Origin of the sequence: Flavobacterium sp. (assembly GCF_035292545.1) — a bacterium.
Classification (GTDB): Bacteria; Bacteroidota; Bacteroidia; order Flavobacteriales; family Flavobacteriaceae; genus Flavobacterium.
Window position 1 is genome coordinate 1 of record NZ_DATDPV010000064.1, and the last position, 9,912, is coordinate 9,912.

Annotated in this window: 21 protein-coding genes; all 21 read left to right on the top strand. The window is 34.8% G+C overall.

Annotated elements, in window-relative coordinates:
- A partial coding sequence (locus VI621_RS10850; protein ID WP_324218406.1) for a hypothetical protein occupies nucleotides 1-227 on the top strand: 227 nt, incomplete at its 5' end.
- Nucleotides 228-252: 25 nt separating this feature from the next.
- Entirely contained in the window at nucleotides 253-522 is a 270-nt protein-coding gene (locus VI621_RS10855; RefSeq protein ID WP_324218407.1) for a hypothetical protein, read from the top strand.
- Between the two features lie 118 nt (nucleotides 523-640).
- The gene (locus VI621_RS10860) at nucleotides 641-1,054 is read left to right on the top strand and encodes a hypothetical protein (protein ID WP_324218408.1); all 414 of its coding nucleotides are present in this window, start codon (nucleotides 641-643) and stop codon (nucleotides 1,052-1,054) included.
- Between the two features lie 136 nt (nucleotides 1,055-1,190).
- Entirely contained in the window at nucleotides 1,191-1,721 is a 531-nt protein-coding gene (locus VI621_RS10865) for a hypothetical protein (protein WP_324218409.1), read from the top strand.
- Between the two features lie 135 nt (nucleotides 1,722-1,856).
- Nucleotides 1,857-2,102, top strand: a complete 246-nt coding sequence (locus VI621_RS10870; protein WP_324218410.1) for a hypothetical protein — start codon at nucleotides 1,857-1,859, stop codon at nucleotides 2,100-2,102.
- A 275-nt stretch (nucleotides 2,103-2,377) separates the two neighbouring features.
- Nucleotides 2,378-2,581, top strand: a complete 204-nt coding sequence (locus VI621_RS10875; RefSeq protein WP_324218411.1) for a hypothetical protein — start codon at nucleotides 2,378-2,380, stop codon at nucleotides 2,579-2,581.
- Nucleotides 2,578-2,799 carry a hypothetical protein gene (locus VI621_RS10880; protein ID WP_324218412.1) on the top strand — a complete coding sequence of 74 codons (222 nt, stop codon included), beginning with the start codon at nucleotides 2,578-2,580 and terminating at the stop codon, nucleotides 2,797-2,799. Before VI621_RS10875 ends, VI621_RS10880 begins: the two co-directional genes overlap by 4 nt.
- A complete protein-coding gene (locus VI621_RS10885) occupies nucleotides 2,796-2,990 on the top strand; it encodes a hypothetical protein (protein WP_324218413.1) in 195 nt (64 codons plus the stop codon). The genes VI621_RS10880 and VI621_RS10885 overlap by 4 nt, the downstream gene beginning before the upstream one ends.
- Complete coding sequence (locus VI621_RS10890) at nucleotides 2,987-3,151, top strand: hypothetical protein (RefSeq protein WP_324218414.1); 165 nt, start codon at nucleotides 2,987-2,989, stop codon at nucleotides 3,149-3,151. Before VI621_RS10885 ends, VI621_RS10890 begins: the two co-directional genes overlap by 4 nt.
- A 42-nt stretch (nucleotides 3,152-3,193) precedes the next feature.
- Nucleotides 3,194-4,072, top strand: coding sequence for a tyrosine-type recombinase/integrase (locus VI621_RS10895; RefSeq protein ID WP_324218415.1), 879 nt, complete (start codon nucleotides 3,194-3,196; stop codon nucleotides 4,070-4,072).
- Nucleotides 4,065-4,397, top strand: coding sequence for a hypothetical protein (locus VI621_RS10900; RefSeq protein ID WP_324218416.1), 333 nt, complete (start codon nucleotides 4,065-4,067; stop codon nucleotides 4,395-4,397). Before VI621_RS10895 ends, VI621_RS10900 begins: the two co-directional genes overlap by 8 nt.
- Before the next feature lie 118 nt (nucleotides 4,398-4,515).
- Nucleotides 4,516-4,908, top strand: coding sequence for a hypothetical protein (locus VI621_RS10905; protein ID WP_324218417.1), 393 nt, complete (start codon nucleotides 4,516-4,518; stop codon nucleotides 4,906-4,908).
- On the top strand, nucleotides 4,898-5,605 hold the full coding sequence (locus tag VI621_RS10910; protein ID WP_324218418.1) for a hypothetical protein: 708 nt from the start codon (nucleotides 4,898-4,900) through the stop codon (nucleotides 5,603-5,605). The genes VI621_RS10905 and VI621_RS10910 overlap by 11 nt, the downstream gene beginning before the upstream one ends.
- Nucleotides 5,602-6,309 (top strand): hypothetical protein, encoded by a 708-nt coding sequence (locus tag VI621_RS10915; RefSeq protein ID WP_324218419.1) that lies wholly within the window; start codon nucleotides 5,602-5,604, stop codon nucleotides 6,307-6,309. The genes VI621_RS10910 and VI621_RS10915 overlap by 4 nt, the downstream gene beginning before the upstream one ends.
- Nucleotides 6,310-6,320: 11 nt before the next feature.
- Nucleotides 6,321-6,866 (top strand): hypothetical protein, encoded by a 546-nt coding sequence (locus VI621_RS10920; RefSeq protein ID WP_324218420.1) that lies wholly within the window; start codon nucleotides 6,321-6,323, stop codon nucleotides 6,864-6,866.
- Nucleotides 6,867-6,912: 46 nt separating this feature from the next.
- Nucleotides 6,913-7,167, top strand: a complete 255-nt coding sequence (locus VI621_RS10925; protein WP_324218421.1) for a hypothetical protein — start codon at nucleotides 6,913-6,915, stop codon at nucleotides 7,165-7,167.
- A 3-nt stretch (nucleotides 7,168-7,170) separates the two neighbouring features.
- On the top strand, nucleotides 7,171-7,596 hold the full coding sequence (locus VI621_RS10930) for a hypothetical protein (protein WP_324218422.1): 426 nt from the start codon (nucleotides 7,171-7,173) through the stop codon (nucleotides 7,594-7,596).
- A gap of 15 nt (nucleotides 7,597-7,611) precedes the next feature.
- Nucleotides 7,612-8,403, top strand: coding sequence for a hypothetical protein (locus VI621_RS10935; RefSeq protein ID WP_324218423.1), 792 nt, complete (start codon nucleotides 7,612-7,614; stop codon nucleotides 8,401-8,403).
- Between the two features lie 68 nt (nucleotides 8,404-8,471).
- Nucleotides 8,472-8,936 (top strand): hypothetical protein, encoded by a 465-nt coding sequence (locus VI621_RS10940; protein WP_324218424.1) that lies wholly within the window; start codon nucleotides 8,472-8,474, stop codon nucleotides 8,934-8,936.
- Between the two features lie 82 nt (nucleotides 8,937-9,018).
- A complete protein-coding gene (locus VI621_RS10945) occupies nucleotides 9,019-9,258 on the top strand; it encodes a hypothetical protein (RefSeq protein WP_324218425.1) in 240 nt (79 codons plus the stop codon).
- Nucleotides 9,259-9,324: 66 nt separating this feature from the next.
- Nucleotides 9,325-9,912, top strand: a 588-nt coding sequence (locus VI621_RS10950; protein ID WP_324218426.1) for a DNA adenine methylase, incomplete at its 3' end; no start/stop codon positions are given.

Consider the following 9,912-nt stretch of genomic DNA (forward strand, 5'->3'; position numbering starts at 1 on the left):
ATTTCACTGGATGGGATAATGAAGGAAGAACAATCATATTAGGTTCAAATTATTTTAATGGAAAAATATTTGAAGATGATGAAGATTCAGATAAATATGCACAGCCAGATTGGTGGCTCGAAGCAACGAGGACGTTGACCCGCAATAGGGGTGGCGCAAATAATGAGAGCAATTATCTTGCGGAGTTATTTGCATTTGTGTTGAGGTATTGCGGGTCAACGGGATAGCTTTGAGAATGTAATTTTTTACCAAATGAAAAAAATAAAAGACAAAAAAATTATTTCTTCAAAGCGTTTGTTACCTGCTGTTGCGTGGGTGGCAATCGCTGACGATGATTTCGTTTTTAGAAATGGAAAATACTGCTTACGAGTTGAGCGGATGGATAAAAAGTATTGGTGGTGGTGTGTGTATAATGGAAAGGAATATGCAGGATTTGACGAGCCAAGAGCAAAAACGGAAATGGAGGCGAAATTACTTGCTGAATTGTGCTTTCTCCGTGCGTGTGCAAGCAATAGCAGGTAACGTTTTGCGTGTATGAGCAGTGGCACTTATACAACGTTCAATTTGACCACAAAACTTTCTGTGCCATTGCTTATACACGCTGTTATAAGCTGGTGCGGTTTAAAAAAATAAAGCAGATATGGACTTACAAAAAATTAGAGATTGGTTTGATTCCGAAGAAGGTAAAAAGAGTATTGCTGACTTTTCCGATAAAATTAATAGAGAAGAAGAAATAAAAACCAAACAACTTGAAAGGTTTAATAGGTTAGGAAAGTTTGAACAATTTACTGAAAAAGTGATTGCTAAATACAATAGTGATAAATACAGAGATAGTTGGTATGGTAGAGGTATTGAACCACCCGAAGATTTATTTTGGTTTTTATTTCATTATGCCGAAAAGTATGGTAGAGAATGTAATGAAGAAGAGTGGAAGCAATACGGTAATATGTTTTCATCTGCTTTATTTTTTTGTAACGGATATTACTTTAATAGAATGGATGGTCAAGGTAGCGTAATTCACGTTACGAAGCAGGAATGTAGCACTTGCTTATAACGTTCTGCGGGTTTATTTTGTTGGTTTGCTTCCCGCAAAAATAAAAAGGCAAACCAATGGAATTAAACCCGCTTGTTATTGGCTGATGCAAATGGGCGGCTGTTTTTTTGAATAGAAACTTTTAAATTGAAATATAATGTCAAGAGTAATAACATTTAGCAGAAAATTTCCTTCGTATCATCCCGAAAAAGGAAATGAAACATATTTTGTAGAGCAATTATATAATTCACTTTATGAAAAAAGTGGAGATTGGTCTGATGCAATAGACCCCGATGGGAAAAATACTTCTTATGTAATACCATTGAATCATTCTATTGCCGATAAGAAGCACCATACAATAAGAGAAGGAAGGCGTTGGGAAGTTGGGGATAAATTTTCTCCGAGAGTTTGGAGTGATACGCCATATAAAAGCAAACAGATAATTATTGCTCCAGACATTGAGATAAAAAAGATTTGGGACATTGAGGTTAGTATTAACGATTACGGAATAAAAACTATTTGTGTAAGTGGAAAAACATTTGCAATAATCGGAGAGCAAATTATCGGTAATGGTAAATTACAGAAGTTGGCAAAGAATGACGGATTGACAACGATACAATTACATCATTGGTTTAACAAGCCGATGGAAGGACAAATAATATGCTGGAACGAAAGCATAAAATATTGATGGTGTTTGTATTGGCTGCTGCCCATTTGCATTTGCCAATAACGGTATTTGGGTTTGTGATAGTTTTATTTTGCTCTCACAAATGCCTGATTGAAAAACTGAACTTTATTATTAACAACTAAACATAAATTGAAAATGGAAAAGCAAAATAAAATTTCATCAAACCCTCGTGTTATGCGAAGGGCAAAAAAATTAAAATTATTCGTGTGGGAGGATGTTCTTCGTGATTATTCAACAGGGATAGCGTTTGCTTATGCAGAAAATTCAATAGAGGCAAGAAAACTTATGCTTGAAAAGCTTGGTTATAATCACGAAGATTTGTGTGGAGAGCCAAGAGAAGTAAATGCAAAGGAGGGATTTGTCAAATACGGAGGTGGGTAATTTTTTTGCCTTTTGCATAACGGTGAGGCATAAACGCAGTTTTGACCTTATACCCCTAAAAATAACAGGAATAAGGGCAAAATTGTTCGTTTTATGCCATGTTATAAAATCGTTGTTTTTCTTCTTTTGGCGGGCTGTTGGATTGAATTTAATCGTTTTGAGTATCAGTAAGTTACACGATTATTGATAAAATAGTGAAAAATAGTTGAAACATATTGCGTGTATATCAAGTATAAGAAGTATATTTGATATATCAAACAACTAAACTAAACAAAATGACAAACGAACAAATGAACCAAACAGTAATCAACAGAGCGCAAGTAATGTTGAAAGATGAAAAAGTAAATTCAATTTACCAATCATTCAAAAACGAAAGCGAAGCAAAGGACTGGATAGTAAAACAAGCATTAATCACATTGCTTTATTCACATGAGGAAAGAATGGCGATGTTGGCAAAAAAGAAAGCACAATTAATATGAAACTACCAACTTTAGACGAGATGATTGGACTTGATAAGTTCAACCTCACAGAAAGCCAAAAGCATGATTGCCGTTCATCGGCAAATCACTGGGGCTTTGAAGAAGCGTTAAGACAAGCGAAAATATTTCAAGAAAAAAACGAAGAAACCAATAAAATACTTGGCAGAGCGAGAGAAGAAGGGGAAAGAAAATTTGGAAGTAAAAAATATAACAGATGAAAAAGAAAAAAATACGACCACGAAATTACAGTTGGTATCTTTTAAAGATAAGAACCAATGAACATGAAAATGAATATTCACCAAGCGGACACGCTATTGCTCAATATGTAGACGGAATTTGGTTTGAAGAGCAAAGCGAAAACAGTTTGGAAGAAACAAGGATTACAATTATTAAAAAACTACAAGAATGAAAAAGAAACCAAAGAATATACATCTAACTGAAAAGGCGATTGAACTACTTTCAATTCAGGCAATAAAAAACGGAACGAACTTTAAAAATTATGTGGAGGGTATATTGGAACGCACGGCTGTTGGGGCTGTTCGCCAAAAGAAGAAAAACAATGTTTTATAACATTTTCTTATACGCAATAGACTTAATTAATTAAATATCAACATGAAACAAGACGATAGATGGAACGCCGTAGATCAGTTCCGGGATTTTATCCGCTTTAGAAGTGGATCAGAAAATACTGCAAAGCATTATGGTAATGCTGTTTTCACTTTTTTGAAATACTTTGAAAATGTAACTCGTCATACTGATATTACGGCAGATCAGATTATTCAATATTTATTGCGTTTTGAAAACCTATCAACCCGTCGCAATGCACATTCTGCGATCAAACTATTTTATAAATTCAAAAGTAAAAACGGCTTTTCTAATAAATTCAGATTCATTCCTTATCCTGAAAAGCCTGACACAATTCCCGATCATATAACCAAAGAGGAGTTTATTAAACTCATGCAAGTTTGTAAAAACAGCAAACACCGTTGTATTTTGATGTTTGGTTTTGATGCAGGGCTAAGAGTTTCTGAAGTTATAAATCTTAAAATTACTGATCTTCATTTTGAGAAAATGAATATTCATATTCGTCAATCAAAAGGTAGAAAAGACAGGATTATCAAATTCACCTCAACACTACGGGGATTTTTAGAAGTTTATTTTTCACAGCACAACCCACAGGAATATGTTTTTAATGGACAGAATAATGAACCGCAATATTCCACTCGTTCCTGTCAACAGCTTTTGAGAAATTATTGTAAGAAGGCAGGAATAAAACATTATAAATTTCATGCGTTGCGCCACGGTTATAGTATGGCGTTATATGAACACGGTTATGGTCTGGACACTATCGGCGAAACATTAGGTCATAATTCCCGAAAGACGACACAGATTTATGCTCGTAAAAACAATAAAGTAATTCAGGGGATTGAGTCCCCATTGGAACAGATAATACAATCGGCACAGGGGCAAAACTTACTTTCTTATGTTTAATCAGCAACTTGACATATTCCAAGTTCATCGCCGGGAAACAAAATCGGAGTGTGAAGAATATTTGAAAGCCAATAAAAAGAGGCTATCAAAAAATTGTCAGGCGCTCTTTGAGGCTTTCATGCGTGGGGACAGGATCAGCACATTTAACAGCCCCGTGGGTGATTTCCGTCGCCGCTGTTGTGATTTAAAGGAGAATGGTATAAGAATTAGCTTTGAGTCAAATGGACGATTTAAAACGTGGTATTTTAGTGATTCTGACAGGATGTTCAACCGTGAATTGTTAATAAAATTACAGGCTCAAAAATCTTTGGAGTTAAAAAAATGAATTACGTTTGGAAAAAATACCTTGCCATGAAGACATTGAATTTACCGACCCCTGTTTCTGAGAGTTTTACTCGCAAGGTATTCTCAAATGAGGCAGGGGTCGTAATATTTATAAAGAAATGAGTACATATTGGGAAAAACTTAAAGACCCGCGTTGGCAAAAGAAACGACTTGAAATTCTTTACAGAGATGATTGGAAATGTGTTGTTTGTGATAATAAAAAGACAACATTGCACGTCCATCATTTTTATTATATAAGGGGTAAAAATCCTTGGGAATATCCTGCTGAACATTTGAAAACACTTTGTGTGGATTGCCATTCTTATTATCATGAACAATTATTAGAATTACAAATGGCGCTCGCTGAATATGATGTTAATGATTTATTTGGAATATTTCTAAATACTACCAAGAATGGATTTGCGGATATAGTAAAAAACTACATTAATTATGAACATGATGCTATTATGAAAATATTAACGACGATAAAAAATAAAAATCATGTCAACTGATCCGGCAGTTCTTTGGTATTTTAATGATTGGGCAGGGGGAACAATTACTCTGTCGCGTTTTCACAAAGGATGTTATGCTGATTTATTACACGCTCAATTTAATACTGGACATTTGTCGATAGATGACATAAAAACTGTTCTTGGATCGGATTTTGGCTCTTCATGGCCTGCCCTCCAAAAAAAGTTTGTCCAGGATGATGAAGGCTTATATTTCAATAAACGCCTTGATTTTGAATTGAATAAGAGAAAAAACTATTCTAATTCAAGAAAAAAGAATAGGAATGGTAAAGGACATATGTCATCACATATGGAAAATGAAAATGATAATAGTTTGTTTAAGGATGATATTTTAAACAAACAAACAAACAAACAAACAAACGTGCGCGAACACGAATTTCAAAAGTATATCCTTGAAAAATGTCCACGAATTTATAAAATGGAGGTACAAATGACTTTTGAAAATAGTGAGACACTGGAATCTAAATACAAAAAAGATGCCGTTTACGGAATTTTATCATCAATGGAAAACTATAAACCCCTATTGAAAAATAATGTTGATGTTTATCTCACCGCAAATAATTGGCTTTCCCGCGACGAAAAAAATCTTCTGCCGGTAAAAAAAGAAATCAAAGCCGGAAAGACCACAGCAGAATGGGAACAAGAATTACGTGCTAAATATCCAAATCCACAACAATGAGCAGGGAACTATTTTTAAATGCCGCAAATTTTATGAGGGTTTCAGAAATGAATCCCTTGGATTTTAAAACGCAACTGGAAGAATTTTTGAAGAATGTTTGTTTACAGAATGATTGGAAAGAAAACGAATATGCGAATAGAAAAATACTTGAACTGTGCCATAAATTTTATAGCCGGAATACTTTCTTAGAAATAATAAATGCCTTTGATTTATTCACGTTAGGAACATTCGATGAAATATTAGACAAGAAATACAAAAAGATTTATTCACTTACTACTGATGTCTTCATTAAGGTTATAAACACTTACAACGACGCAAAACGAAAAGCACTAAATCTGAACACACCTGATACAAGACCAATAATCGAAGAAGATGAAAGAAAAAAAATTATGTTATCATACATTCCTTTTTGGATTAAACTCGATGAAAATTTTAATCCTGAAAAAAAGTATTTGATTGGATCACATTTTAATTACGATCTGTTCATGCGTTGGGGATTGATACCCGAAAGCGAAAGGGGAACGATTAAAACAACACAGGAAAAGAAACGTGGATTTTATGCGGGGTTAGGATCATCATTCAGCGAACTCTACGAGAAACGAATAAAACAGGCAATCATGGATTTAAAACAGTCCGGAAAAACCATGAAAGAAGTTTTATCCCAACAAGAGAATATTGATATTTTATTAAATATTACGACGTGAAAGATTTTAAAATGATAATCGCAATTGATCCGGGCGCAAGTGGTGCAGTGGCAAGTGTGCTATATGATCCAAAAACAAATCAGTCTGCGTCATTGAGAAATTTCGCACTTGGAAATAAAATCAAAACCGAAAAAGGAAAATATAAAAACGTTGCTGTCGGCATTAAAGAAATTCACGATCATTTGAATTATCTTGTACATGATACAACCCATAGCGGACACGTTATTTTTATTGAGAAAATACAAATGTTTCATTCGGATAATGATTCGCCGGGCAAAGCATTTCAGATGCAGAAACTACATAATCATGTTTCACAGTTAATCGGTGCAATGAAAATACGTCAGATGAATTGTATTGAAGTGTTTCCGGGGACGTGGCAAAGTCAACTGAGATTTAAAAAACTGAAATCAAAAACAGACAGAAAAAATTTATATAAGACATTTGCACAGGAAAAATTCCCGTCAATTAAAATGAATCTTAATAATGCCGACGCTTTTTGTATTCTGGAATATGGGCGAATACGATCAATGTTTGAGAGTCAAGCACTTTTTAAATGAGAGAAGATTTTGAAGATAGCGGAGAAACAACCTTAATATCATAAACATGGAATCACTTGAATTGACAATCGTAAATAAATCAGCGAAAACTTTAGGCGATGCTTTTGGAATGGCGCATGGACGCGCTGAATTTTTAGCAAAAAAAATGGATGAATTTCATAACGAAAAAAACAGCACAGCCGAGATGCTCAGATTAATTTCAATAGAATGTGTTTCACCAAATGAATTAGCGTGTATGGCTTTTATGCTTGGTAAAGAAGACATGAAAACGATACTTATGGGTATAATGAGAGAATTTTAATGTATGAAAACCGATACATTCAAAGGCGTGATTGACGTAAATGAAAAAGGAGAGGCTTTCATGTACGGAAAGAATGAACTTATGTATCTGTTCAAAAGCAATCCGGGAAAAAGATTTTATTACACGGCAACGACAAAGAGAAGTTCACAGCAAAACAGGTTCATGCACAAATGGATCGGATTACTTGCCGACCACATAGGCGAGGATTTTGATAAAATGAAAAGGGATTTAAAAGTAAAATCCGGTATGTTATGGGAGGATCATGTTAATGAAGAAACCGGCGAATGTTGGAAAGAATTAAGGAGTACGGCAAGTTTGAGCGTAGAGGAAAATAAAAAATTTCTTGATTGGATGCAGAGATTCGCCGCAGAATTTTATAGGTACGAACTTCCAAATCCCGGCGAAACACAGGCAATTAAATTCACGTAACAAAAACAAATACCAATGTCGAAAAAAACAACAAAAAAGAAAGCGACACCTGCTAAGAAGCCGGTGAAGGCTGAAAAGAAAAGCGCAAAGGCTCCTGAAAAAAAGAAGCCCGAATCAAAAGAGACAGTGAAAAAACCAAAGCTGAACGGCAAACCACCAGAAACCAAAATACCTGTTCAGGCACATTACGATTTGAAAAAGGTAATTCTGGAAAGTGATAATCTTGGTGTAACTGTCAACTGGACTGAATTGCCTCCAAACGCTAATTCTAATTCACAGGATCATATTAGCAAGACGTATGCGGCAATCCCTCATCCGGATTTTATTGTTGCAATGGGTAAGCTGAAATACGCCTTATTACGTTCTACGGGACACATGGACATTGACCGGGAAAGAAAGATGAAGTTCAATCAGGCAAAATTTGAATATGAACCCGTCGAAATCAAAGCATGGGAGACGCTTGAAAAAAGACTTGATATTATTCACGCAGACAAATTAATGCGTACAACAATAACAAGTTTGACTATTTCGGCTAAGGACGAATCAACTATTTTCAACATTCAGGGAAAATATAAAACCGATAGCGGCGCAATTATTTCTTTGAACAGTCCTCAGATTTCCTCAACAGGTGAATCATTCGGTTGTGAAAATGAAGTTTACGCGATGTATCAGGATATTTTTGATGAGACCTGGAAATATCAATTTGAAAATAAACACGCTGAAGCTGTTGAAATGGAACCGAACACAGGATTATTCGATAAAGCGAATCAAACCGTCGAAGAAAAAGAGCCTGTTGAACAGGATTAAACAGGAAAGACCCGGCGCACAAATTAATCGTGTTACCCGCGCCGGGTTTTATTTTAAAAATAACAACAATGATAGACGGTTCACCGTTGCCTTTCAGGAATTACAGTCAGCTTTTATGGAGGCTAAAAAATATTTCGGAAATTGATATATTAATTATGTCTATTGATTATTCCACATATCCGAAAAACTGGAAAACAGAAATCCGTCCTGCAATTTTAAAGAGGGATGAAAACTGTTGTAAATTCTGTGGGATCGAAAACGGCTCACTCATTCATAGATTTGGTAAAGGAAAATATGATTTTCAAATGTGGCCTGAAGGAATGTTAAGTGAAGCATGGGACATTGACGGTAAAAAATGCACGAAAATAGTTTTGACAATAGCGCATCTCGACCATGACAAAACAAATAATTGTTATGAGAATTTGGCGGCTTTGTGTCAGAAGTGTCATTTAACTTTAGACATTAACCAACACAAGACGAACAGAAAATACGGGAGAAATTGGAAAAGAGATCAGCACAAACTTGATATATGACTGAGAAAAAAATCGTATATTGCAAACGATGCGGAAAGAGAAAGTACTCAACTATTTGCCAGAGTTACGAATGTAAAAAGCGATGGAAGAAAACAAAGAAAATAAAGGTGTCACTACCGAAGTTGATAATGCCAACTGGAGAACTTTTATTATTTCAAACAATATGGAATACGCGCCCCCGCGTGTGTGTTATTTCGGACGTTCGCCTGAAACTATTTACAATCAATTCATTCGCTCATATTTTGCCAAAAGGAAACTACAAACTATACGACAGGAATATTGTTCTTATGACACCGGAAAACCACCACAAACAACACAATAGGGCAAAGAGCGACCTGATAAAAGAGAATGAAAACATGAGAATTGAGTACAATGAAAAATTTAAATAATGATTCTGAATAGGCTCGGAAATAAAACCAAAATTGCACAGGAAATACAAAAACATTTCCCTGTACATGATGCATATTTTGAGCCTTTTTTTGGCGCGGGGGGTATGTTTTTTAATAAGCCTAAAGTCAGTCATAATTTTTTAAATGATGTTAATGGGGATGTTTACAATCTATTCAGGACGCTATTAGACAGTAAGGATGAATTAGTCTGGTGGATTGAGAATACTCCAATTGACGAAAAACTATTTAAAGAATGGTATTCCGGCAAACGCGAAAAAACAAATGTTCATAATGCAATAAGATTTTTATTCCTTTCAAATTTCGCATTATACGGAAGGGGATCGACGTTACGGATTGGTCTTGTAAATCCAAAACGAATAATTCTTGAAAATATTAATTATACTTTTAGGCACATAAAATATGCTTATTTTTTTAATTGTGATTTCCGGGAAATATTTAAAAAGATTGATTATAAAACCAACATTGAACGGTGTTTTGTTTATTGCGATCCTCCTTATTTAAACACAGTAAATAATTACGGGAACTCATTTACAGAACAGGATTCATTTGAGTTATTTGAAACATTA

What these genes read in the sequence shown, in the direction of transcription:
- VI621_RS10870 (WP_324218410.1), top strand. Translation starts at nt 1,857, where the DNA reads ATGGAAAAGCAAAATAAAATTTCATCAAACCCTCGTGTTATGCGAAGG.
- VI621_RS10865 (WP_324218409.1), top strand. Translation starts at nt 1,191, where the DNA reads ATGTCAAGAGTAATAACATTTAGCAGAAAATTTCCTTCGTATCATCCC.
- VI621_RS10910 (WP_324218418.1), top strand. Translation starts at nt 4,898, where the DNA reads ATGTCAACTGATCCGGCAGTTCTTTGGTATTTTAATGATTGGGCAGGG.
- VI621_RS10905 (WP_324218417.1), top strand. Translation starts at nt 4,516, where the DNA reads ATGAGTACATATTGGGAAAAACTTAAAGACCCGCGTTGGCAAAAGAAA.
- VI621_RS10855 (WP_324218407.1), top strand. Translation starts at nt 253, where the DNA reads ATGAAAAAAATAAAAGACAAAAAAATTATTTCTTCAAAGCGTTTGTTA.
- VI621_RS10890 (WP_324218414.1), top strand. Translation starts at nt 2,987, where the DNA reads ATGAAAAAGAAACCAAAGAATATACATCTAACTGAAAAGGCGATTGAA.
- VI621_RS10940 (WP_324218424.1), top strand. Translation starts at nt 8,472, where the DNA reads ATGATAGACGGTTCACCGTTGCCTTTCAGGAATTACAGTCAGCTTTTA.
- VI621_RS10895 (WP_324218415.1), top strand. Translation starts at nt 3,194, where the DNA reads ATGAAACAAGACGATAGATGGAACGCCGTAGATCAGTTCCGGGATTTT.
- VI621_RS10930 (WP_324218422.1), top strand. Translation starts at nt 7,171, where the DNA reads ATGAAAACCGATACATTCAAAGGCGTGATTGACGTAAATGAAAAAGGA.
- VI621_RS10885 (WP_324218413.1), top strand. Translation starts at nt 2,796, where the DNA reads ATGAAAAAGAAAAAAATACGACCACGAAATTACAGTTGGTATCTTTTA.
- VI621_RS10925 (WP_324218421.1), top strand. Translation starts at nt 6,913, where the DNA reads ATGGAATCACTTGAATTGACAATCGTAAATAAATCAGCGAAAACTTTA.
- VI621_RS10860 (WP_324218408.1), top strand. Translation starts at nt 641, where the DNA reads ATGGACTTACAAAAAATTAGAGATTGGTTTGATTCCGAAGAAGGTAAA.
- VI621_RS10900 (WP_324218416.1), top strand. Translation starts at nt 4,065, where the DNA reads ATGTTTAATCAGCAACTTGACATATTCCAAGTTCATCGCCGGGAAACA.
- VI621_RS10945 (WP_324218425.1), top strand. Translation starts at nt 9,019, where the DNA reads ATGGAAGAAAACAAAGAAAATAAAGGTGTCACTACCGAAGTTGATAAT.
- VI621_RS10880 (WP_324218412.1), top strand. Translation starts at nt 2,578, where the DNA reads ATGAAACTACCAACTTTAGACGAGATGATTGGACTTGATAAGTTCAAC.
- VI621_RS10935 (WP_324218423.1), top strand. Translation starts at nt 7,612, where the DNA reads ATGTCGAAAAAAACAACAAAAAAGAAAGCGACACCTGCTAAGAAGCCG.
- VI621_RS10915 (WP_324218419.1), top strand. Translation starts at nt 5,602, where the DNA reads ATGAGCAGGGAACTATTTTTAAATGCCGCAAATTTTATGAGGGTTTCA.
- VI621_RS10875 (WP_324218411.1), top strand. Translation starts at nt 2,378, where the DNA reads ATGACAAACGAACAAATGAACCAAACAGTAATCAACAGAGCGCAAGTA.
- VI621_RS10920 (WP_324218420.1), top strand. Translation starts at nt 6,321, where the DNA reads ATGATAATCGCAATTGATCCGGGCGCAAGTGGTGCAGTGGCAAGTGTG.